The organism is uncultured Roseovarius sp. (genome assembly GCF_913054395.1).
Classification (GTDB): Bacteria; Pseudomonadota; Alphaproteobacteria; order Rhodobacterales; family Rhodobacteraceae; genus Roseovarius.
In genome coordinates this window covers 16,344-39,382 of record NZ_CAJXIP010000003.1, presented here as the reverse complement: position 1 = coordinate 39,382, position 23,039 = coordinate 16,344, and the positions used below count along the sequence as shown (strand labels likewise).

Sequence of the window (23,039 nt, the reverse complement as noted above, 5' to 3'; positions counted from 1 at the left end):
CGTCAGATTTTCCGCAAGGTCAGCGCAGGCCCGTTCCGGCGGGCCTGCAAAAGGCGCTCTTGTGACAAGCGGGCCCTGCGCCCGCGCGACGATCGAACGACCTGATCAGTTCTGAATTTCAGCTCAGGCTTTAGTTGCCTTGCGTCGGCGGCCAATCAGGCCGATCAGGCCGAGGCCCGTTGCAAGAAGCGGCAAACCTGCAGGCAGGGGCACCGCCGAAAGTGTCACGTCCGAAAGGATCGCGCCAATATTGTCGCCGCCCGCGTTCTGGAACGTCAGGGCCCCGCCATCCGTAGAGAAGGCCCAGGAGCCGGACGCGTCATCCGTCGAACCGATCGAACCGATGGTTGTGCTCCAGTTGCCAAGCGAAATCGTCACGGATTCGGTCGAGCCGCGACCGCTGCCGAAAAGGCTCAGGTCAAGGACATAGCTGCCTGCGGCAAATGAGATGCTGGAAAACAGCCCGGCGTCATTGGTTGAGCCATCCAAGTCGATGCAGCTGCCGCCCCCGACACACAGATTTCCGAAATCACTTCCCTCGACAAGATAGTCGACCGTTCCGCCGCTGACGGCCCAATTCCCCCCGAAGAACGCGCTGTCTGCATTCAGTTCCGTGGTGGCGCCGTAACTTGAAAAATCGTCTTCGAAAACCACAGCCGCATTCGAGGCCCCGGCAAAGAGGGCGACAAAAGCGGAGAGTGTTATCATTTTCTTAAACATGACGTGCTCCAAAACCAAAAACCGCAAGCGGGCCTTATCCGAAAATTTATTGCGGTCATTAAACCTTTACGGGATCGCTCCCCCCTGAGTCAAATTTTCGTTCCATAATTTTGCCACAATTCAAACGGGGCGTCTGCCGGGCGGTGCCGGATGGCACAGGCCCGTGGCGTGGACCGGTCTGCTGTGATGTGATCTCTGAACTTGCATCTAAAGATGCTTTTCCGTCAGGATGTAATATGCGCCACCGCAAGCGGTGCTCCTGGTTTTCGGGGTTTGATCTGGCTGATGGTCCCTGGCTTTTCTCGACGCAAGCTGCTCCGGTGCCTGGCCGGGCTGGGGCTCGTGCCCGGCGCCGCCTTGTCTCAGGTCAAAGGTGGGGCGGATCAGATGCTGGCGCAGGCTGGCACGGTCCTTGTGCGGCTGTCGGCGCTGGTGCGCGGCAGGTCGGGCGGGCGGCTCTCGGCGCGGATTGCATTCCCGGAAAGCAGCGCGCCGGTGCTGGGCCCCAAGGCGCGTGAGGCGGGGCATCGCCTGCTCTGGAAGCTGGCCTTTGAAGGGCGGGCAGCGGGCAATCACGGCGATCTTTATGAAAACCGCGATCGCGGTCATTCGCTTTTGCCGCCCGAGGCGCATCCGCAACTTACCCATGTGGCCTATGACGCAGAGGCGCGCAAAGCCGGGATTGATTACGGCTTGGCCGGGCCGGTCCTTTTTGAGGCGCCGCTTATCGGCAACTCCTCTACCGCGGTCAAGTACGGGGCGCTCTGGCGCTCTTTGCCGCGCCTGGCCCTCGGCCAGCCCGGTGGCGCCCAGCATCTCTATCAGAACTATCTGGCCGGGCAGATTCACGTCTATCCCGAGCACCGCGACCATGACCCGGAACATGGTGACCTGATCCCGGCCAATACGCCTTATTTCGTGATTTCGCAGGGCTCGTCAGGCTCGGATCAGCCCCATCTGGAAGCGCTTGCCATGATCCTCGCGGCGTTCCGCCCCGAGACCAAGGCCTTCCTGCACCAAAACCAGCTTTTGGCCCCGACGGTGCAGATGGTCCTGCGCCGCAGTCTCGCGGCGGTGCGCAGCCGCGCCGCTTACCTGTCGGGACTGGCGCACCCGTCGGTGATTCCCCGAGATCAGATCAACCTGATGCGCATGGTGCAGCTGGCCAATGCACTGACGCCCGCGACGGTGCCGCCGATGGTGCGGCTGGCGGTGCTGTCCGAAGAGGACGCCACCGAGGGCATCGACTATTTTGGCGAGGGGCTGAGCGAGCGGCTTTTTGATACGCCCGCCGCCATCGCCCGGATCTGGCGCAGCCATGCCTATCGCCGCAGCATGATCGTTTCGGCCGAGGCCACACGCGATCCGAACGGTCATGCGCCGACATTCATCTGGCGTGTCCTGCGGGGTGATCCGGCGCGCACCCGGATCGAACCGCTGGACAACCGGGGCCTGCATGCCCGGATCACACTGGACTGGCAATTGCCACGCCCGGTGCCGGGTCATCCCGATATCCGCTCGAACCGGGTGGATATCGGCGTCTTTGCCCAAAGCGGTGCGCAGGACAGCGCCCCTGCCCTGATCTCAATCCTGCTGCCCCGGCACGAGACGCGCCGATATGGCCCCGGCCCCGATGGCGCGCTGCGCATTGAAAGCCGCGATCTGCGGCCGCCACAAGGCGGTTATGCTGATCCGGTTCTCTTTCCGCAGGGCGATTGGCGCGATCTCTATCACTATGATTCAGCAGGCGCGTTGCAGGGCTGGATGCGCCAGGGACCGGAGGGGGACATGCGGTTTGATGCAACCGGCCGAAGGATCACCGCGACCGGCCCGGTGCCGGTCCGCCATATGATCGAGCGCCCGGCGGACGCGCCCCACCGGATCGTCTTGCACGACCCCTCCGTCGCAGAAGCGAAATAGAATGCAGGCCTGTTTGCCGTAAATTTTCCCGGACACCGAGCCGTCATGGCACGAACCCCGGCAGCCCGTTCCGCTCTTTTGAATACACCCGGAAAAGCGGCATCGTGACATTCGTTAAACGAGTACACCCATCTTGCCTGAGGGACGCAGAGGTTATCAGGATCGATCACTTCAGGCGGTCGTTTTGGTCTGTGGCTGGGTAACGATGATTCGTTCAAGTGGAATGTCGGTGATCCGTGCAACCCCGCCAACAGTTTCCATTCAGGCGACAATAAAGCCAAACTTGCGGATTTGATCCATGATATGAAATATAGCCTGCAAACTTCTCCTTAAGGTTGTGCGTTGATGACGGAAGCCCCTCAAATAAGGCAAAAATATGGTCACATTTGGAAGTTTTTCGTATGCAGCACCCCTCATTTTAGGTAGTTTCGAACTAGGTCGATGCCCGACATTTTCTATGGGTCTCGGAAAAGTAGAAAAGGGAAATTAAGAATGATTCAATTTCGCAATGCAAAAGAATGGCTTGTAGGCGCAGTAGCCGCCGTTGGCCTTATGGTCGGGGCAACCGATGCGGGAGCCGTTACTGTAATCGATGACGGTGACAACGTGATCATCAATTCCAATTCAGAGTTTATTGGTGATGTTGATGCTACCGGTGGGGCTGGTTCGTGGACGGTGACATTTACCGCTCTTACAGACCCTCTCCTTGCGACCGCAACCGCGTCCCTTACGAATCTTGTCGCAGGTACGTTCAGCGATCTGATGATGCAATGGATCGCGTCTTCGGATGACTTTGTTCTGGCCACGGCAATTATTGACGAGAACAACCTTAACCCCAGCATCAGCACGAACTTCACAGAAAATGGCGTGTTCGGTGGGGATGACAACCCACAGTATCTTCTGATTTCGTGGTCCGACTCTTTGGCGGGTGCAAGCTTTGACGTAGAAGTTTCTGCCGTCCCGCTGCCTGCCGGTGGGCTTCTGCTGCTGACCGCGCTTGGTGGTATGGCTGCAGTGCGTCGTCGTCGCAAGGCCGCGTAACGCAAATTGCGTATCATGTTTTGCAAAGGGCCGCGTCATGCGGCCCTTTTCTTTTTGTGCCTCAGATATCCAGCCCGATGGCCTGACGCAGCATCCAGACCATGCGCAGAAGCCGGAGTCGCAGAAGCGTCCATGCGGCGCGCAGACGGTCGCCGGGCCCCGATAGTGCGGGACTAGTCACGATCTTCGGCAGATGCGCAACGACGCTAAGCGGCATCGCCATGCCCTTGAGCGCCCATTTGAGCCGCGCGACGGCAGTGCCGCCGGTCTGGCCGAACATCTCTTGCGTGATGCGCCGCCATTTTCCCCTGAGGGCCGCCCAGTCCTGCCGTGACGGGTGCCCCACGCGCAGCCCGTCTTCGTAAACAAGCCGATAGCCTTTGGCCGTCGCGCGAAAGGACCAGTCGCGATCCTCGGACACCCCGCCGCGAAACGGGCCGACATCTTCGAACACATCGCGCCGGGTGATCAGGTTGCCAGTGCCGGAAAACCCCTGTACCTCGATATACTGACGGAAATCGAAGGCGAAGACCGTCTCGAAGGCCTCGGCCCCGCTGCGCGGCGGCGGGGTTTCGTCAAACACCCCGACCCGCCCGCCGATGAGATCGGCATTATCCGCCACCCGGCGGCCGGTCGCCACCCAATCGGACGCGGGCAGGCAATCGGCATCAATGAACATCAGACAGGGCGCGGTGGTTTCACGCACGCCCCTGTTGCGGGCGGCGGCGGCGCCTTTTTCCGTCTCGACAACAAAGCGGAAGGAAGGAAACCTTGATTGTGTTTGCGTCAGGGGCTGTGGCGAGCCGTTATCCACCACCAGGATTTCACACCCCGACAGATCGTTTTCCATCAACGCGGCAAGGCAACGCTCCAGCCGCACCACATCATTATAATGTGGGATGATGATCGCGATCTCGGGCACTGCCGCCCCTGTTCGGGTGTTGGCCGTCAATAGTAATCATACTCCTCGGCGTCACTGATATAGCGGCACTTGTTGAGTACGATGCCCATTACATTGGTCAGTTCCGCCACCTGACGTTCGGCCTCGTCGATACGTTTCATCGGGGTGGCTTCGGCGGCGACAACGATTACCGCGCAATCGACATTCTGCAAAAAGGCGATGTTGTCGTCGCTGGCATTGAGCGGCGAGATGTCAAAGAAGGTCAGATCCGGCGCATAGTCCCGCTCGACCCCGTCGAGAACCTCACGCGCCCCTCTGCTCAGCAGGATTTCCGACGGGTTGGATGCGGGACTGTTGTTGAACCCGAAACCGACCCGCTCTCCGAGGCGGACGCCGTGGTCGGCAAAGCGCACATGACCCTCCAGCACATCGGCCATCGAATGATCGGTCGTCTGTGACAGCACCTTGTGAAGGGCCGGGCGGCGCAGGTCGAGATCAATGCAAAGCACGCGCATGTCGCGCTGCCGCTCAAAGCTGAAGGACAGATTGGCCAGGGTGGTCGATTTGCCAGCCCCGATATCGGGAGAGACGATCGCCACCCGGCGCCAGTTGTTGCTCTGCGCCTGATGGATGATCTTGGTACGCAAGAGATCATACGGGGCGGCATCGCGCCCACGTTCTGCGGCAACCACCAGACGGTGCTTGAGCAGGGCGCGATTGACCTTGAAAGGTGCAAGCGCCGCCCAGGCCTCTTCAACCGATTGGCTGACTTCAGGCATGGAGGGGCGTTCTGTTTGTGTGGCACTGCCCGTTTGGCGCTGCGCGCGGGCCTTGGCTAGGGCTTGCTGAATACGTTCCATCTCAAGCGCTCCTGATATAATTGCAACCGGTCACCAGCGGACGCCGATCTTGTTCATGGCCCGGTCGGCCAGAAGGTCGAGCGGAAGATAATAAAGGTGCACCGCATAGACCGCAGCGGGAAACCCCACGAGGATCACCAGATAGACCATCAGCTTGACCAGGCGCTTCCTGAGGATTTCGGACCGGCTGCGCATATAGGGGATGGTTGCCAGCGGGCGCACACCGATGCGGGCAATGATATCCTCGGGGCGCCGGGCCGTCCGGTTGAGCAATTCGATCAGTACAACAAGACCGATCCCCGCCAGGATGCCGAATATCGTCCCGCCCCCGGCAATCAGCAGCCGGTTCGGCTTGGTGGGCAGGTTGGGGGTGGCGGGCGGCTCGATGATCGAAATCCTCTGACCGCGTGAAAGCGATTCAATTCGCTCGCCGGTACTGGCCTGGGCCAGGCGGTCAACGGCCGTATTATACTGGGCCTCGATATTGGCATAGGTCCGGTTCAGCTCTTCGAGGGTCGCCGTATTGGCCGGGGTGCGGGCCAGCGACGCTTCCAGATCCGCCAGCCTTGCGGAGATCTCTTCGCGTTGCTCCCCCAGCATCGAGATGCGCGTCTCGATCTCGCTCAACTGAAGATCGAGCGTGGTCGAACCGCGGTTGCGGCTCTCGCTCTCAGGCGCCGGTTCTTCTGTCTTGGCCCGAGCCGCAAGCCGCTGCTCAAGCTGTTCGATCCGCCCCTCCAGAATCTTCACCCTGGGGTTTTCCGCCGAATATACAGAGAGCGTTTCATCAAGCTGGGTCCGCATCTCCTGCAGGCGCTGTTCGTCGGGCGACAGACGCACGCCCTCGTTGGCCCCGAGCTGTCCGGTGGCCTCGAATATCTGTACAATTCGCTCACTCTGATTGTTGAGCGAGCTGATATCCCGGTCGATCTGGCGGACCTGCTCCTGCAATGTGGCCTGCTGATCGAGGCGGTATTCGAGACTGTCCGGCAAAGCCCCCGAATTCGCGGTCTTGAATTCGAGGATGCGGGCGCTTTGTACGTCGAGATTCTGGCCCAGGCGCTGAACCTCCTGCTCGAAGAATGCCAGCGTGTTGCCCGCCCGCGAGGTGCGGAACTCCGCGTTCTGCCGCTCGATCAGGGTCAGGTATTCGTTGAGCACACCGGCGGCAATTGCCGGGCTGCGGGCCTCGAAGGTAAGTGTCAGGATCGGTGTCGGGTTGCGTGACGTTCCGCCCCTCTTGATCCCGGTCCGCGCCTGCATCGCCTCCACGATCTCGTCGGCACTCATTGTCTGGATGTCCTCGAACACCTGCTGGCTGCGGGCGGTATCAAGCATATTGGCACGCGTCATCAGCCGCTGTTCGATGATCTCGAGTTGCTCGGCCAGACCCACCATGACCGTGGACGAGGCCAGTTCCGTAGGGATCTGCGGGCCTTCCAGCAAAAGCCGGGTCTGCGATTCATAGGCTGGGGGCAAGGTGAAGGCCGCGATGCCTGCCACTGCCGAAATGACCACCGAGAGCACAAGGAAATAATGCAGGCGCCGCAGGAAGATCGAGAAATAGTATTTCAGGTCGTTCATGTCTTGTCACTCTCTTCCGCTGCCAGGGAGACTGTAAAGAACAATCCGTCATCAAGAACGCTCTGAAGGATGTCTTTGGTCACTTTTTTCTCTTCCTTGCTCCATGTGTAAACCATTGCGATATCACACAGTTGATTGACAAGTCGCGGCACTCCGCCGGTCTGCTCATGGACCATTTTACAGGCGCCGATGGTAAATTCGTTGCCCCCCCCGCCAGCGGTGCGTAACCGGTGCTGGATGTATTCCGTCACCGTCTCTTCATCCATTGCCGGGATGTGGAAACTTGCCGATACGCGCTGCGCCAGCTGTTTCAGCTTGGGGCTGCGGATCATGTCGCGCAACTCGGGCTGCCCGACAAGGATGAGTTGGATCAGCTCATCCTTGTTGGCGTTGATGTTGGTCAGCATGCGCAGTTCTTCCAGCCCTTCCATCGACAGGTTCTGCGCCTCGTCGAAGATCAGCACGACGCGCCGCTCTGCGGCATATTCCGAGATCAGGAAATCCTGCAGTTTCTGGAACTTCTGAACATAGCTTGCCCCTTCGGACACCTCGAGCGACAATGCGTTAAGCACCCATTGCAGCAGTTCTCCGCGCCCGCCCTGAGCATTGGAAATGAGGCCGATCGTAATGGCCTCTTCGGTGCTCTTGAGCAGGTGATGCACCAGCGTCGTCTTGCCGGATCCGATTTCCCCGGTCACCACGGTTATCGGCGCACGCGACAAGATCCCGTAATCCAGAATCGTATAGGCATTGCGATGCGCCTTGGACCAGAACAGAAAGGCAGGATCGGGCAGCAGCGTGAAGGGCCGCTCGGACAGGCCGAAAAAATCTGCGTAAAGGGTCTCCGGTTTCATATGCATCTTTCAAAACTGGTTCCGCAGGCTGGTGTCATACTGCACAGTTAAAAGTGCCACCACAGCAGAACGTAAAACTCCGTTTGTCTAAATTGTACCTGTCCTTTACAGGCCAATCATTCAACAGACAAATTCTGCGCTTTGATGGCGGGAGTAAGATATTTGAAAGGCGGGGCGCATCACCCGCGCGCGCTTTTCGGCGCGGGTTCTTCGCGAATCGATCAGGGCCATCAAGGAATTATTCCCCCTGCTCACGGAGATTTGTTGACGGCCCGACAACAATCACCAGATGTAGGGGGGTGGCCATCTGTGACGTCCTTATCTGGAAAATTCGAAGTTTAAATCTTTTCAGTGGCTTGGACGCATATTTTTGAATTTTGACCAAATTATGTCTTGTTTTAGGCGGCCCGGAGTAGTTCACTGACAAAGGGGCGTAAAAGTGAGTGTGTGCTGCTCATTCAGAGAATTCATCGAGCGGATTTACCGCGTTGGGATTTCCCGCGCTGGATGGTGTCGACATGTTCGCTTATGGATGTGGGTAAAGGCTATTAATTATGATTATTAGAGAATTTTCGGAAACGCCTATTACAAAACGCGTTTCTGAACCAAAGAACCGCGGCGCAGCCTATCGCAATGGTGCGAAGCGTTGCCTCGACATCGCGCTTGTCGTGATGTCCCTGCCGATTGCCCTGCCGCTCATATTGGGCATGATGGTTCTCGTGTCGTTTTCCGGGGGCAACCCCATTTACCGTCAGAAACGCCTCGGGCGTGGCGGGCGGGTCTTTAACATGTACAAGATCCGCACGATGGTTCCGGGGGCCGACGCCCTGCTGGAAGACCATCTTTGCAAGAACCGCGAAGCCCGCCGCGAATGGAATGAACGCCAGAAACTGAAATGCGATCCACGCATCACGTCGCTTGGCTGTTTTCTGCGCAAGTCCTCTCTGGATGAACTGCCGCAGCTTTTGAATGTGCTCAAGGGCGACATGTCGCTTGTCGGGCCGCGTCCGATGATGGTGGATCAGCGCTCGATTTATCCCGGCACGGCCTATTTCGAACTGCGGCCGGGGATCACCGGACCCTGGCAGGTTTCCGACCGCAATGAATCGAGCTTTGCCGAACGTGCCGCCTTTGATCGCAGATATCTGATGTCATTGTCTTTTTCGCAGGACCTGTCGATCCTGCTCAAGACCGTCTCGGTGGTGCTGCGCGGTACCGGATATTGACAGGTGGATTGTCGAACCTGTCCCGAAATGTGATAATGGCACCATGATCAAACTTACCTTTCTGGCATTTGCCACTGCGGGCATGCTGTCCTTCTGCGACAATGCGGAACAGCGTGCGGACAAGCATTATCAATCCGGGGTTGAACTGCTGGAAAAAGGGGACGTGGATCGTGCCCTGGTCGAATTCCGCAATGTTTTCCAGCTGAACGGCCAGCATCGCGAAGCCCGGCTGCTATATGCAGATGCCGAGCGCGCAAGGGGAAATATCCGCGAGGCCTATGGGCAATACCTGCGGCTGGTGGAACAATACCCCGACAGTCTGGCCGGCCAGCGCGCCCTTGCCGAACTGGCGCTGCAGGGCAACAACTGGGAAGAGGCGCGCCGCCATGGCCAGGCTGCGGCGGAGCTCGACCCCGATGACCGTCTGGTACAGGCAATCAACGCCACGGTCAGCTATCGCGATGCAGTTGTCGCCAAGGATGCCGCGGCAGAGCGCGCGGCAGTGACGAAAGCGCAGGCGCTTGTTGCCGAAGATCCCGATCTGATGATCGCCCGGCAGGTCATCATCACCGATCTGATGCGTGCCAGGAACTGGACTGCGGCCCTCTCTGCGATTGATGCCGCCCTGGCCGAGACGCCCGACAATCAGGAACTTTATACAATCCGCCTCGGCGTTCTCAATCAGCTGGGCGAAACACGCGAAATCCGGGCGCAGCTCGAAGAGATGATCACCCGCTTTCCCGAAGATCCGAGCATCCCGGCAACCCTGGTGCGCTGGTACGTCTCGCAGGGAGAGGCCGATACGGCCGAGGCATTCCTCAAGGAACGCGCGGATCAGGAGCCGCGCGTTTCCGAAAACATCATCACCTATATCCGTTTCCTCTCGGAGGTGCGCAGCCGTGAGGCCGCCAAGCACGAGCTGGACAGGATCATTGCAGATAATCCACCCGAACGGGAACGGTTGATCGCACTGCGGGCCGGGTTCCGCTTTGACCTCGGCGAGCGCGACGCGGCCATTGCCGAGATGGAAGAGCTGATCGACCCGATGGAGCCCTCCGACGAGCGCCGCAGCATCATGGTCATGCTGGCCCGGATGCTGGAGGCAACCGACAACCGGGTCGGAGCCAGGGCCCTGGTCGAACAGGTTCTGGAAGAGGACAAAACCCAGATCGACGCAATGAAAATGCGGGCCACCTGGCTGATCGAGAGTGATCGTGCCGACGAGGCCATCGTCGCCTTGCGCACGGCACTGGGGCAGGCCCCGAACGATGCCGAAGCAATGACCATCATGGCACGGGCCCATGAACGAGCGGGCAATCGTGACCTGATGGCGGACATGTTGAGCCGTGCGGTCGAGGCCTCCAGAAAGGCGCCGGACGAATCCCTGCGCTATGCGCGCCACCTGATCTCGCAGGACAATCTGCGCACCGCAGAGACCGTTTTGATCAACGCCCTGCGCCTGTCCCCGAACCATATCGCCCTGCTGGGCGGGCTTGGCGATATCTACATGCGTGACCGGGACTGGCCCCGCCTGACGCAGGTCATCGATACCCTGAAGCGCCAGGATGGCGCCACCGCACAGCGTGCTGTCAATGAGCTGACGGCACGCCAGCTGGCGGCGCAGGACCGCGAAGATGAGTTGCTGGGCTTTCTCGACACGCTTGCCAGCGAGGGAAACTCCGGCATAGGCCCCGCCGTGCTGATCATACGGAACCACTTGCTTCAGGGCGATGTCGACGCGGCACGCAAATATGCGCGTGAGATACTGGACGCAAACCCCGGAGACCACGACGCGCGTTTCCTTCTGGCCTCGGTGCAGGTGGTGGGCGGCGAAATCGAGACGGCCGCAGCGACCTTTCGGGATCTGGCGGCAGATACCCCGCAGGATCAGCGCCTCTGGCTCGCTCTCTATAACATCCACGCGCTCCAGGAAGACACGGCGGCGGCCCGGCAGGCCCTTCTGGACGGGATTGCGGCCAATCCTGACAACCTGCGGCTCAACTGGGCTCTGGCCGGCGTTCTCGAGCGTGAAGGTGACATCCAGGGCGCGATCGGGATTTATGAGCGGCTCTATGCCGCTGACAGCAACAACCTGATCATCGCCAACAACCTGGCAAGCCTGCTGGCGACCGGGAGCGAGGATGCCGACGCCCTTACCCGCGCGCATGAGATCGCGCGGCGGCTGCGCGACCGTGACGTTCCGGCCTTTCAGGATACCTATGGCTGGATCGCCTTCCGCCGCGGGGATCTGGACACCGCGCTTGCGGCTCTGGAACCGGCGGCGACCGGTTTGCCTGAGGACCCGACAGTGCAGTACCATCTGGCGCGCATCTATGTCGCGCTCAAGCGCGATGCCGAGGCCCTGGCGCAGTTCCGCAAGGTGGTCGGGCTTGCGGAAAACAATTTGAATCTCGCGTACATGGAAGAGGTCAAAGGCGAAATTGACCGATTGTCCGCGGCTGCCGAATGAACCGATGTGAAATACCGACGAGAAAATACCTTCAAAGCGCTACAAATCTGCCGCAGCGGTGGATTTTCTTGACTTTACGTATTTTGCCAACCCGCCAAATAGCATAAATTCCACACAAAATGAAAATGGGACAGAGGCACAGGATGATCAGATTTTTAACAGCGATCCTTTTCCTGATTGGATCAGCCAGCGTTTCCATGGCGCAAGACATCTACCGCATCAAGCCGGGCGATACCCTGCAGGTCGAGGTTCTCGAAGATCCGGGCCTCAACCGCAATGTTCTTGTTTTGCCCGATGGGTCGATCAGTTTCCCGATGGCCGGCACGGTCAAGGCGGGCGGGCGTAGTGTCGATACCGTGGCCAGCACCCTGTCAAAGGAAATGGCCTCGAACTTTGCTGTCTCGCCGACCGTTCTGGTGTCGGTCTCTGCCCTGGCGCCCAAAGCGCCGTCGCGCGCCGCCGCTCAACCCGATCTGATGAATATCTATATTCTGGGTGAGGCCAATGAGCCCGGCCGCAAAGAGGTCCTGCACGGCACCACCCTGCTCCAGCTTCTGGCCGAGGCGGGCGGGCTGTCCCGCTTTGCCGCCGCGAAACGCATCCAGCTGCGGCGCGTCGATCCGGCTACCAAGAAGGAAACCGTCTATCTGTTCAACTATCGCACCATGGGTGGCAGCGACAGCATCAGCGGTGCAACGGTACTGGCCCCGGGCGACGTGATCGTTGTGCCGGAGCGTCGTCTGTTCGAATAAGGCCGGATCGTGATACGCTCCCATATTCTGGTTGGCTCCGGATGTCTGACCCTGCTCTGTCTGGGTACGGGTCTGACCTTTGCGCAACAGGGCAGCAGCCCCGAAGACGGCGGCCCTGTGCTGACCTTCGGCCTCAGCTCCACACTCAGCGCAACGGATAACTACAACCTGCGCCCGAATGGCAGCGACAGCGCCGAGCTGTTCGACAACAAGCTGTCCTTCGGCTATGAGAACCAGCGCGCCAATGACATACTCCGCCTGGATCTGAGCGGGGTGCTGCGGGCCAATGAGCCCCCCGGAGGCAGCCACACCTTTGATGATCGGAACGCCCGGCTTGGCTATGATCGTGAAGGCGTGAACAGCACCTTCAGCTTCGGGGCTGACTATAGCCTCGCCTCGGTCAATTCACTTGATCCGTTCGATGACAACGCCTTTTTCGATGATGATCCGCTTGACGAAACCGATCTCGCCGAGGATCGGGGGGACCGCGAGCAGATATTGACCCGGTTCACCTTCGACACCGGTCTCAACAATCTGGTGGGCTTCACCCTCGATGGGCGTTACCGCGAGCAGGATTATACCGGCACCACCGATCCGGATCTGTTCGACAGCACGCTTCTCAACCTGACGGGCGCGACGCGGTTCACCCTCAGCCAGACCACCGAGGCACGGGTGGTGCTGCGCTTTGCCGATTATAGCGCCGAGGACACGGCCCGGACCGACCGGCAGACCACCAAATTGAATCTGGGGCTGAGGCAGGCTCTCTCCGAGACCGACACGCTTGATGTCTCGCTCGGCCTTCAGCAGATCAATACCCATGAAACCATTCTGGGCACCCGACGTTCGGACAAGCGAACCTCGCCGGTTGGCAATATTGCCCTGACCCGGGAATTGACGCGGGGCACGGTCGGCACAGAATTCGACGTTAGCGACAGCGTGAACGGCACGACCGCCACCTGGCTGGTCAGCCGCGCAATGCCCTTGCCGCGCGGCGCGCTTGAAATCAGCCTTGGGGCGACCAGCGATGTCTCCGACACGATCCGCCCGGTGGGCAGCATCGAGTTCAGCCACGAGATGCCGCGCAGCACCCTGACGGCAACGTTCGACCGGCAGGTCGCCACCAGCTCGCGGTCGAACGAATTGCGCACCACAAGTGCCTCTCTGGGATATACTTACGAGATAAACTCTCTGTCCGATCTGGCATTTTCGGCGAATTTTGCCGATTTGTCCCAGGCAGGCGGCCCCGCAGTGAACGACACCACCCGCACCGATCTGCGCGCCACCTATTCCCGCGATCTGACCCGCGACTGGCGGCTCTCTTCAGGCTATGAATACCGCCTGCGCGATGAAAGCGGAGTGGGCAGCGCCACATCGAACCGGATCTTTCTGACGCTGGAGCGCGAGGTCGTTATCCGCCCCTGATCTTCAGGCATTGTCGCTGCAAAGAAAACAGATCGTTCAAAGCCGCCCCTACACGCCGTTTGCCCGGCTTTTGAATCGCTTTTTACCCGGTTTTTCGTTAGAACATCAAAGGGGTGCATGGCAGCCGATAAGAGTGTTTCAGGCATGGCAAACAGTGCCTGAGCGGTTACAGGAGAACGTGAAATGTCCGTGACAGACTATTCCGGCCCGGGGGCCCTTGCCCGCCCGCTCAACCCAGCCGGCCTGTTCTGGTTTGCGCTCCTGCTGGCGGGCTCGGTGCCGATCTTCTGGATCGGGTTTGTCTCGCTGGCCGAGGCCTGGTCCACCGCCGAATACAGCCACGGACCGATTATTCCGATCATCTCACTCTATCTTTTCCTGCGGGAAATGCGCCGCATGCCGCCGCCAAAACCGGTTGTGCATGACCGCAGCGCGGGTCTTGTCGTCATCACGCTTGCGCTTCTGGTGGCGCTCGCGGGCAACATGACGCGGATCCCGGATATCGTCAGCTATGCCTTCATCATCTGGGTCGGCGGCGCGGTTCTGACGATCTTTGGCTGGGAGCGCGGCAAGCTGCATCAGCTCGGGGTGGTGCATCTGATCTTCATGCTGCCGCTGCCGCATTTCATCTATCTCAAGCTGACCATCATACTCCAGACGATCTCGTCGGAGATCGGCGTGTGGTTCGTGGCGCTGATGGGAGTGCCGGTCTTTCTCGAAGGCAATGTGATCGACCTTGGCGTCTACAAGCTTCAGGTGGCCGAAGCCTGTTCGGGGCTGCGCTATCTTTTTCCGATCCTCAGCTTTTCCTATCTTTTCGCGATCCTCTATCGCGGGCCGGTCTGGCACAAGGCGGTGCTTCTCCTGGCGGCGGTGCCCCTGACGGTGCTGATGAATTCCTTCCGCATCGGAATGATCGGCGTGCTGGTCAACAGCTATGGGATCGGGCAGGCCGAAGGCTTTCTGCATTTCTTCGAGGGCTGGATCATCTTCGGCGCCTGTATCGCGATCCTCTTCATCATGGCCGTGGCGCTCCAGCGGCTGACGCCGAACCCCAAGCCCCTCTCGGAGGCGATTGATCTCGACACCACCGGTTTTGGGGCGATCCTGATCCGTATCACCGGCATCCGCGCCTCGCGCGCCCTGATGGCGGGGGCGATCCTGACACTCGCGGTTTCGGGGGGATGGGCCTTGCAACAGGGCAAAGAGCCCGTGGCGGTGGACCGCGACCCCTTCGCACTTTATCCGCGGCAGATGGGAGAGTGGTCAGGAACCTTCTCGATGCTTGATCCGGATATTGAGCGGGTACTGGGGGCCACCGATTATCTTGCATCCTCCTTCAACGCCGTGTCCGAGCCCGCGCCGGTGGCGCTCTTCATGGCCTTCTATGACAAGCAGACCGAAGGCAGCGGCATCCACTCGCCCGAGGTTTGCCTGCCGGCCGGCGGCTGGGAAATCTACAGCTTCGAGACGGTGCCCGTGGACATGGGCGGCACAGGCTATGGCACGTTTCAAGTCAACCGCGCGGTGATCCAGAAAGGGCTGGCGCAGCAACTTGTCTATTATTGGTTCGAGCAGCGCGGCAAGCGCATGACCAACGACTTCAAGGCCAAGATGAGCGTGGTCTATGACAGCCTCATGATCGACCGCACCGACGGGGCCATCGTGCGCTACATCACCCCGATCCTCGACGGCGAACCCGAAGGCGCCGCCGACGCGCGCCTGCAAGAACTGATGCGAGAGAGCCTGCCAAGACTGCCGCGGTTTGTGCCCGGGTGATGTTTGATGCAACCTCAAATAAGGCATCTAAGACGTAAAATGCGTTGCGCGGATTTTATCATAACCCTCGGAGAGTGGTTAAGTGCGATGATAGAAACCGTCTCCATTCTATTTCAAGGGATAATAATTAAATGAGAATTGGATTTGTTAGTGCATTGGATGCCTCAGACCCCAAGTCATGGTCTGGAACGAATTATTTCTCTGCACAGGCTTTGTCGGAATATGCCGGCACAGTTGTAAATATTGGACCGATTCAACCAAGCTCCCTCTGGTTTAAACGTGCTGAAAGCCGGATACGGAATACCATGCATTTTGGCCGTATTTTGCCGAAGCAATCTTTTAGAGTCGCGCGCGATAACGCCCGTCTTATTGAAAGAAAAATCAAAAGCGCAAAGCCTGACATCTTGTGTGCGCCCGCTGGCTCGGCCCTCATTGGGTTTTTGAACAGCGAGTTGCCCATTCTGTATTTTTCAGATGCCACTGCCCGCTTAATGTTTAATTATAATCCTGAATTTGCAAAACTTACCGACGAGGCAAGGAAACAAGCCGATGAGCTTGAACAAAAGGCAATCACGCGGGCTGATATCCTTTTATATCCGACAGAGTGGGCTGCTCAATCAGCGATTGACCACTACAATGCAGACCCAGATAAAGTGCATGTGGCTCCTTTTGGAGCAAATTTATCAAAAGTTCCCGAAAGAGAAAAAGCACTGGCTCCAAGAATTGGCTCTAAACTCAGACTTATATTTGTTGGCGTTAACTGGAAGGGGAAAGGTGGTGCTATTGCGGTTGAGGCCCTTCGTGAACTCATCGCCAAAGGTTTCGACGCAGAGTTAACTATTGTAGGGTGCGTCCCTCCAGCAGATGTGGCGCGAGATCGAATTACAGTTATTCCGTTTCTAGATAAAAACGATCCTGCACAGGCCAATAAATTGTCTGATCTTTATTTAGAATCTGACTTCTTGATTCTTCCGACACGAAATGAATGCTTCGGAATTGTTTTCTGTGAGGCCGCCGCCCACGGAGTTATCAGCATTGCAACAGCGACGGGCGGTGTACCCGACGTTGTAAAGCACGGCACCACAGGATTTGTGCTCGCTCCCGAATGTGGCGGTCGTGAGTATGCAGAGCGGATTTCTGAGGTTATGTCAGACAAAGATCATCTTTCAACACTCCGCAGGAACGCGCGGGATGATTACGAGACCCGCTTGAATTGGGAGGCCTGGGCCTCACGTGTCAAACTTCTTGCGGGTCTCACGCTTCCGAAATATCGCCAGCACACTGGATAAAAGTAATCATGCAGCAAGTATACCACGTGAGCCCTTATGGTAATTTTGGAGATGACTTAAACGCCTGGTTCTGGGACGAAGTACTCCCAGGTTGGCGCGACTGGGAAGATTCAGTTACTCTTGTTGGCATTGGGACTATACTCAACGCGGGCCTGCTACCTACAGGCAAACTGCTCGTTATTGGCTCTGGCGTAGGCTACGGGCGCATACCAGATGTCTCAAATAGCAACGATTGGGATATTCGCGCTGTCCGAGGTCCAAGGACCACAAGAGTGCTGGGTTTGGGAAAAGCTAAATCGTTTTCTGACCCAGCAATAGTATTGCCGTGCCTTGAAATGTTTCATGACATCGAGAAAACAGACGAAATTTTATTTGTCCCCCATGTCGGAAGCGACCAATCCTTTGATTGGGACACGATTTGTGGGCGCTTGGGGCTGAGTTATCAGTCACCTTCCGCCCCCCCAGAGGTTGTCATAAAGCGGTTGGCTTCTGCGCACGCAGTTATCGCAGAAAGTATGCATGCAGCAATCATTTCTGATGCATTTGGAACGCCTTGGACAGCCGTCCAGATCAATAAATCCTTTAACCGGTTCAAATGGTTCGATTGGTCTGAGAGCCTCAAAATGAAAGAACTTAAGATATATAAGTTTTTTCCCTTGTTGCGAGGGGTGCAGGCGGTTCTTGATCGAATTGGAGAAAGAACGAGCAAACCTGTACCGAGCAACGTTACGAAGGGCAAAACAGTCCCTTGCTGCCCCTCTATGGCCCGTAAAGGAAAAATTTTGCATTACCTTGCATATTTTCACCTAAAACAGGTGAATAAAAGAGCAAGGTTTGGCGTTTCAGACAGGCCTTCGCTAAAAAAGGCACAAGAAAGGTACTTCAATCTGTTTCATGAAATTCATCGATATTATTCTGACCGCTCAGGATGATAGTACCACGGTAGTTCGTGGCGCTCGGAGTGGAATCGATTTAGCCTATGGCAGCGATCTTGACATGGGCGCGTTATTGCTCGACCGCTCGCGCGGCGCCAATCGACAGCCCCCTTTTTTTAGATGCCCGCCAAGTGCGGCTTGTCTAGAGGAATGAAAAACCTGCCCACCCTGCCGCCCAAGGCATCTCTTCTGGAGCGGCTTGTCCCATACAGTGTCCTGATTGCCATCCTCGTGATCTGCGTGGTCATCGAGGCGGCCTTGCAGGGGGCCGATCACGGGTTCTGGGGCTCGCCGCGCTGGCGCGGGCTGGCCTATCAGAATGGCGGGTTCTGGCGGGGATTGCTGGACAATTGGCAGCCGAACTATGCCACCCAGCCCGTCACCATGTTCGCCAGCTACGGGTTCCTGCATGGCGGGGCGATGCATCTTCTGATCAACATGATCACGCTGATGTCGCTTGGGCGGCTGGTGATCGACCGCGTGGGCCAGCTGCGCTTTGCCGTGATCTATGTGCTCTCGCTTCTGGGCGGGGCCTTGGGCTTTGCGCTTCTGTCCACGGCTGTGCAGCCCATGGTGGGGGCCTCCGGCGCGCTCTTTGGCCTCGCGGGGGTCATCACCGGATGGGACTACACCGCCCGCCGCCTGGCGCGTGAAGGGATCGGGCCGGTGCTGCGGGTGATCGGGCTTCTTACCCTGCTCAATGTCGTCATGTACTGGGCGATGGACGGCAGCCTTGCCTGGGAGACCCACCTGGGCGGCTTCCTGGCAGGATGGGCCGCAGGGTGGTGGGTGAGCGACAAGGATCAGCCCTGACGATCAGGCCTTCGTCACATTGGCCATCGGCAGGCCCCGCTTTTCTATGGCATTGCGCGTATCGACGATCGGCAGATCCATCGCGACAAGGGCCGCATAATCGATATCGTCATGATCGGTTGCAATCAGGATGGCATCGAAATTGGCCGGATCGATATCTCCGAACGCTGTGGACTTATACCCAAGAATCTCCGGATATTCGCGCATGCGCGGGATTTCGGGCACATGCGGGTCGTGAAAGGCGACATCCGCCCCGGCTTCGCGCAACAGTGACAGCAGCTTGACCGAAGGGCTTTCGCGCATGTCGGGGATGTTCTTCTTGTAGGCAATCCCGGTGATCAGGATGCGCGACCGCGTCAACCCAAGCCCGAGGCGGCGGTCAAGAACCTCACGCAGCTTTGCGACCACATAGTCGGGCATATTGGAGTTGATCTCGCCCGCCAGCTCGATGAAGCGCGTGGACAGCTGGTATTCCCGGGCCTTCCAGGTCAGATAGAACGGGTCGATCGGAATGCAGTGCCCGCCAAGTCCGGGGCCGGGATAGAAGGGCATGAAGCCGAACGGCTTGGTGGCGGCGCCGTCGATCACCTCCCAGACATCAATATCCATGGCATCAAAAATGACCTTCAGCTCATTGACGAGGGCGATGTTCACTGCGCGAAAGATATTCTCTGTGATCTTGATGGCTTCGGCGGTGCGGGTCTTGGAGACGGGAACAACATCCCGCACGACCTTGCGATAGAAGGCTTCCATAAGCTGGCTAGCCTCGGGCCCATCCCCGGCGACGATCTTCGGGATCGTGTTGGTGTTGTAAACGGCATTTCCGGGATCTTCGCGCTCGGGAGAAAAGCCGATGAAAATGTCATGTCCCGGTTTCAATCCCGACCGGACCAGTATCGGGGTCAGAACTTCATCGGTCGTGCCCGGATAGGTCGTGGATTCCAGGGCCACGAGCGTGCCCTGCGTTATGTGGCGTGCAATCTCTTCGGTTGTCGAGATGACATAAGAAAGATCTGGTTCGCGATGTGCCGTGAGAGGTGTGGGGACACATATGACGAAGACGTCCATATCCGCCAGCTGACTGAAATCCGTCGTCCAGGCAACCCGCCCTGCATCTCGCAGATCGACCAGCTCTTGATCGGAAATGGCCCCGATATAGCTGTTTCCGGCATAAAGCTTTTCAATCTTCGCAGGATCGACATCAAAGCCGGTGACATGCAGCCCGCTGCGCGCTGTCGTTACCGCCAGAGGCAGCCCAACATATCCGAGGCCGAGGATCGCGATCCTGGCGGTCAAGGTCTCTATCTTAGAGAGCAACTCATCAAAGGAATTTTCTGACACGGTAAATTCATCTCCAAAATTTTGAACTGCTTCTTTCCTTGCTGCTATCCTTAATCAGCATTTTGTGGAAGAGAGCAGGAAGCGGTGTAAGGCATCCGTAAAATCTGTATCGGCAACAGCAGACAAGCGCTGCGGCGTGCCGCTGGCGATATTTTCAAGCGCATGGTCCATCACGGTGAAAAATTCGGTTTCATCCTCTGCCACAAACAGCATCGGACGTTTCGCTAGGTTTTTGACAGTTGTATATTGATGGTCATTTCGCGTTTCACGCAGATGACCGCGCCGCGGCATAATGACAATCGGTTTTCCATGGGTAAAGGCCGTCAGGATTGATCCCATCCCGGCATGCGAGACAATCAAATCCGCCTGAAGGATCCGCGCCTCATAGTCCGCAGGCGTCAGGTGCGTTACCGTTTCGAAGTTTTTTGGCCGGTAGGCACCGGAGGCCGGTGAGACAATCTGTGCAAATATCTCATGCTTCCGCGCTGTCTGATCGGCCCAGACATCCAACGCCCTGACAAGCCGGTCAAACGGCTCATGTGTGCCTATTGTCAGGAAGATCACAATACCGACCCCAGATATTTTGGTCCTTCCGGCTTGGCAAGATGCTCCCATTGTGTGAGCCAAAGGTCCGCATGCTTGCCGATGCGTTGCCCGGACATGGAAAGTTCTTCAGCATTGGCCATGCTGTCTATCCAGACGGTCTTGGCGCCAAACAGGCGTCCGACTCTCAAGGCAAAATATCCCGGTGCCGCACCGGTTGACAGAACGACATCGGGACGCTTTCGCGCCATGATGAAAATAATGCCGAAAAGCTGTTTGACCAGGCGCCACTTTTGCCAGCGGTTTGCCTCGACCACAGTGTGAAAGCCTGGAAGCGGCTCTCCGTCGTTCTCTGCATATTGGCATACTGTTTGGTAAAAGTCCGGGTCCGTTGTGACATAAGTCACCCGGAGCCCCTTCCATGCGGGGCGCAACCTCATCAGCTGAACCCAGTGTCCGCCCGCTGAAGCGACCGCCATAACATGTTGTTTTCTTTTCATGCCCCCCTCTCGATCACCTTAAGGCTAGACCTGTCAAAAAGGTCACGAAAGGATATAATCCTAAAATTATTCGTTTCCGCAAAATCGATTATCTTCTCTGTCAGGTTCAATACGTACTCTTGATGCTCTTCTGGCGATGGTCCGCGTCGAGGACGATCGAAATCATGCATCAGAACGACGCCACCCCCTGCGGCATGCAACTCTTCAATAATATGCTCGACAGGCAGGCGATTCCAACTGTCACGGCTGTCATGGGTCCAAAAGGCCAGTCTTGTCTTGCTGACGAGACTATAGATCAGTGTCAGAAGAGTGGATTTTCCAAACGGTGGACGGAAAACCGCACTCTCGACACTTAAATCCCTGAGCTGACACCGTCCTTTGCGAATGTCCCGGATTGAACGGAAAGGTCCCGTTTTCCAGGCATTGAGATGGCTGTATGTATGGTTGCCAATTTCGTGCCCATCGTCGTGCATACGGCGTATGGTTTCAGGATGCCGCGTTGCATTGCGCCCAATCACGAAAAATGTCGCCCTGACCTTCCGTCTATTCAGTATATCCGCAAGACGAAGTGTCAGGACATCGCTCGGACCGTCATCATAGGTCAGGACAATGGCCCTTTGAGCCCGGGCGCGCATTGCCAGATCCCTGGTCGCCCTCCAGCGAAAGGCCGCCGGAATGCCGAGCCAGAGCCCAAAGAAAGCAAAAACGGCAATTGTCAGAAACAGTATGGAATTCATTGGCGCGTCGCCCTGGATGGAAAATGGAAATCAGTACAAAAGCCCATAGCCGCCTGAAACTTACAAGAAACTCGATACGTCAGTGCCATCGCGCCAGCCGTTCCATCATATCTCCAAGGGCTGTTTCATAAAGCCCCAGTTTATCCAGCCCGGTTTCAAGGGCGGCTTCCTGCGCATGCTTCAGCTCGGCCCGGCGCCCATAGGCATCGAAAATCCGTGCCAGGATATCCTCGGCGCTCTGGGTGGTGCAATCGACCGTCTCCTCATACCCCAGCGACCCGAACAGGCCTGCAAACTTGCGGCTATAGGCCATGGGCACCACCGGCACCCCGGACGAGAAGGCCGCGATACAGGCATGCATGCGCGCGCCCATGAAAAAATCCATCCCCGCAATATAGCTCTTGGCCTCTGGCGGCGAGGTAAAGGCCGGGGCGACCTTCACGAAAGGAAAGGCCTCACTCAGTTTGACGCTGGCAGTATAGTCATCCTCGCGGTATTTATCCTCGGTCGTACTGCGGGTCCATGAGACCACATGCGGCACGAGGTGGATCTCGCACGCATCCGGATGATCGGCAAAACCCTGAAGGATGTCACGCATCAACTTGGGGTAATCCATCTTCAGCCCGAACATGTTGTCGCGGGTATAGCCGCCGCCCATCAACAGGCCCGAGACATTGATCCCGATCCTGACCGGCCCACCCTCTGGGCGCTTTGCCGGGGGGTCATACGGCAAGCGCAGCGCCACGTCCGAGGCCTCGATGATATCCCCCCTGATCCCCATCTCACGCAGGCAGGCGGTAGACAGGCTGTCGCGCGTCGTGGTGATTGCGCTGAGCCGGATGCTCTGGCGTGCAAGGAAGGTCGAGAGGCGATGCCGGAACGGCCCGAATGTCTGCGGGGCCAGGACCAGAGGCTTGCGGGCCAGATGCGTCAGGTACTTCATCATCAACATCTGGGTCAGGCGACGAGGGCCGTAGATATCGGCAAAGCTGTCCCCCCCGCCGATGTCGATGACCATGTCGCAGCCCCGGATAGCCCTGAAAAAATCCAGCGGTTTGCGCAATGGCCGGGTTGGCCGGATCTCGATATCCTCGCCAGTTACGTAAGCCGGGCGTTCTGCGATGCTGTCGATGACCTTGATCGTGACAGGAAGATTGCGCCGCTCGGCAATTCGCCGGATGATCGCCACCTCGGATACACTCAGCGCCCCGACCCCCATGTTGTCATTGCTGGCGGAATGGAAAATAAGGCCAATCTTGAGCATTAATATATCCTGAAAAGACCGAAAAAACACAGTTCACAAGCCGTTAGCATAAACTTGTGATACTGATAAGGCAGAGATGGGGATATTT

The 23,039-nt window shown here is 57.9% G+C and carries 20 protein-coding genes; 10 read left to right on the top strand and 10 right to left on the bottom strand.

Translation table 11 applies throughout. The features are described from left to right. Nucleotides 1–123 precede the first annotated feature (123 nt). Entirely contained in the window at nucleotides 124–720 is a 597-nt protein-coding gene (locus QZ522_RS00890; protein WP_294606513.1) for a VPLPA-CTERM sorting domain-containing protein, read from the bottom strand. A gap of 342 nt (nucleotides 721–1,062) precedes the next feature. On the opposite strand from QZ522_RS00890, the gene QZ522_RS00885 reads away from it, so the two are divergent. Next, entirely contained in the window at nucleotides 1,063–2,640 is a 1,578-nt protein-coding gene (locus QZ522_RS00885) for a hypothetical protein (RefSeq protein WP_294606512.1), read from the top strand. Nucleotides 2,641–3,132: 492 nt separating this feature from the next. Beyond that, nucleotides 3,133–3,681 carry a VPLPA-CTERM sorting domain-containing protein gene (locus tag QZ522_RS00880; RefSeq protein ID WP_294606510.1) on the top strand — a complete coding sequence of 183 codons (549 nt, stop codon included), beginning with the start codon at nucleotides 3,133–3,135 and terminating at the stop codon, nucleotides 3,679–3,681. A 61-nt stretch (nucleotides 3,682–3,742) separates the two neighbouring features. Here QZ522_RS00880 and QZ522_RS00875 read toward each other — a convergent pair whose 3' ends face one another. From QZ522_RS00875 to QZ522_RS00860, 4 genes are all read right to left on the bottom strand, one after another. Beyond that, nucleotides 3,743–4,603 carry a glycosyltransferase gene (locus QZ522_RS00875; RefSeq protein WP_294606508.1) on the bottom strand — a complete coding sequence of 287 codons (861 nt, stop codon included), beginning with the start codon at nucleotides 4,601–4,603 and terminating at the stop codon, nucleotides 3,743–3,745. Between the two features lie 26 nt (nucleotides 4,604–4,629). Beyond that, nucleotides 4,630–5,361 carry a CpsD/CapB family tyrosine-protein kinase gene (locus tag QZ522_RS00870; RefSeq protein ID WP_294606506.1) on the bottom strand — a complete coding sequence of 244 codons (732 nt, stop codon included), beginning with the start codon at nucleotides 5,359–5,361 and terminating at the stop codon, nucleotides 4,630–4,632. 111 nt (nucleotides 5,362–5,472) lie between these two features. Then, complete coding sequence (locus QZ522_RS00865; RefSeq protein WP_294606504.1) at nucleotides 5,473–7,026, bottom strand: lipopolysaccharide biosynthesis; 1,554 nt, start codon at nucleotides 7,024–7,026, stop codon at nucleotides 5,473–5,475. Next, complete coding sequence (locus QZ522_RS00860; protein ID WP_294606502.1) at nucleotides 7,023–7,880, bottom strand: AAA family ATPase; 858 nt, start codon at nucleotides 7,878–7,880, stop codon at nucleotides 7,023–7,025. The genes QZ522_RS00865 and QZ522_RS00860 overlap by 4 nt, the downstream gene beginning before the upstream one ends. A gap of 554 nt (nucleotides 7,881–8,434) precedes the next feature. Here QZ522_RS00860 and QZ522_RS00855 point away from each other — a divergent pair. From QZ522_RS00855 to QZ522_RS00820, 8 genes are all read left to right on the top strand, one after another. Then, nucleotides 8,435–9,106 carry a sugar transferase gene (locus QZ522_RS00855; protein ID WP_294606500.1) on the top strand — a complete coding sequence of 224 codons (672 nt, stop codon included), beginning with the start codon at nucleotides 8,435–8,437 and terminating at the stop codon, nucleotides 9,104–9,106. 43 nt (nucleotides 9,107–9,149) lie between these two features. Then, nucleotides 9,150–11,576, top strand: coding sequence for a tetratricopeptide repeat protein (locus tag QZ522_RS00850; protein WP_294606497.1), 2,427 nt, complete (start codon nucleotides 9,150–9,152; stop codon nucleotides 11,574–11,576). Between the two features lie 143 nt (nucleotides 11,577–11,719). Further along, on the top strand, nucleotides 11,720–12,328 hold the full coding sequence (locus QZ522_RS00845; protein WP_294606495.1) for a polysaccharide biosynthesis/export family protein: 609 nt from the start codon (nucleotides 11,720–11,722) through the stop codon (nucleotides 12,326–12,328). A 9-nt stretch (nucleotides 12,329–12,337) separates the two neighbouring features. Then, entirely contained in the window at nucleotides 12,338–13,750 is a 1,413-nt protein-coding gene (locus QZ522_RS00840) for a hypothetical protein (RefSeq protein WP_294606493.1), read from the top strand. A 183-nt stretch (nucleotides 13,751–13,933) separates the two neighbouring features. After that, the gene (gene xrtD / locus QZ522_RS00835; protein ID WP_294606492.1) at nucleotides 13,934–15,529 is read left to right on the top strand and encodes a VPLPA-CTERM-specific exosortase XrtD; all 1,596 of its coding nucleotides are present in this window, start codon (nucleotides 13,934–13,936) and stop codon (nucleotides 15,527–15,529) included. A 131-nt stretch (nucleotides 15,530–15,660) separates the two neighbouring features. After that, a complete protein-coding gene (locus tag QZ522_RS00830) occupies nucleotides 15,661–16,818 on the top strand; it encodes a glycosyltransferase (RefSeq protein ID WP_294606490.1) in 1,158 nt (385 codons plus the stop codon). An 8-nt stretch (nucleotides 16,819–16,826) separates the two neighbouring features. Then, nucleotides 16,827–17,750 (top strand): polysaccharide pyruvyl transferase family protein, encoded by a 924-nt coding sequence (locus QZ522_RS00825; RefSeq protein WP_294606488.1) that lies wholly within the window; start codon nucleotides 16,827–16,829, stop codon nucleotides 17,748–17,750. Between the two features lie 153 nt (nucleotides 17,751–17,903). Continuing rightward, on the top strand, nucleotides 17,904–18,566 hold the full coding sequence (locus tag QZ522_RS00820; protein WP_294606486.1) for a rhomboid family intramembrane serine protease: 663 nt from the start codon (nucleotides 17,904–17,906) through the stop codon (nucleotides 18,564–18,566). Nucleotides 18,567–18,569: 3 nt separating this feature from the next. On the opposite strand, the gene QZ522_RS00815 is transcribed toward QZ522_RS00820, so the two are convergent. The 5 genes from QZ522_RS00815 to QZ522_RS00795 form a co-directional block, all read right to left on the bottom strand. Next, nucleotides 18,570–19,862, bottom strand: a complete 1,293-nt coding sequence (locus QZ522_RS00815; RefSeq protein WP_294606484.1) for a nucleotide sugar dehydrogenase — start codon at nucleotides 19,860–19,862, stop codon at nucleotides 18,570–18,572. A gap of 99 nt (nucleotides 19,863–19,961) precedes the next feature. Continuing rightward, nucleotides 19,962–20,471 carry a glycosyltransferase gene (locus tag QZ522_RS00810; protein WP_294606482.1) on the bottom strand — a complete coding sequence of 170 codons (510 nt, stop codon included), beginning with the start codon at nucleotides 20,469–20,471 and terminating at the stop codon, nucleotides 19,962–19,964. Next, nucleotides 20,468–20,950: a UDP-N-acetylglucosamine--LPS N-acetylglucosamine transferase gene (locus tag QZ522_RS00805; RefSeq protein ID WP_294606480.1), complete on the bottom strand. Its 483-nt coding sequence runs from the start codon at nucleotides 20,948–20,950 to the stop codon at nucleotides 20,468–20,470. The genes QZ522_RS00810 and QZ522_RS00805 overlap by 4 nt, the downstream gene beginning before the upstream one ends. Further along, nucleotides 20,947–21,687 (bottom strand): polysaccharide deacetylase family protein, encoded by a 741-nt coding sequence (locus tag QZ522_RS00800; protein WP_294606478.1) that lies wholly within the window; start codon nucleotides 21,685–21,687, stop codon nucleotides 20,947–20,949. The genes QZ522_RS00805 and QZ522_RS00800 overlap by 4 nt, the downstream gene beginning before the upstream one ends. A gap of 79 nt (nucleotides 21,688–21,766) precedes the next feature. Next, nucleotides 21,767–22,951, bottom strand: coding sequence for a polysaccharide pyruvyl transferase family protein (locus QZ522_RS00795; protein ID WP_294606476.1), 1,185 nt, complete (start codon nucleotides 22,949–22,951; stop codon nucleotides 21,767–21,769). Between the last annotated feature and the right edge of the window lie 88 nt (nucleotides 22,952–23,039).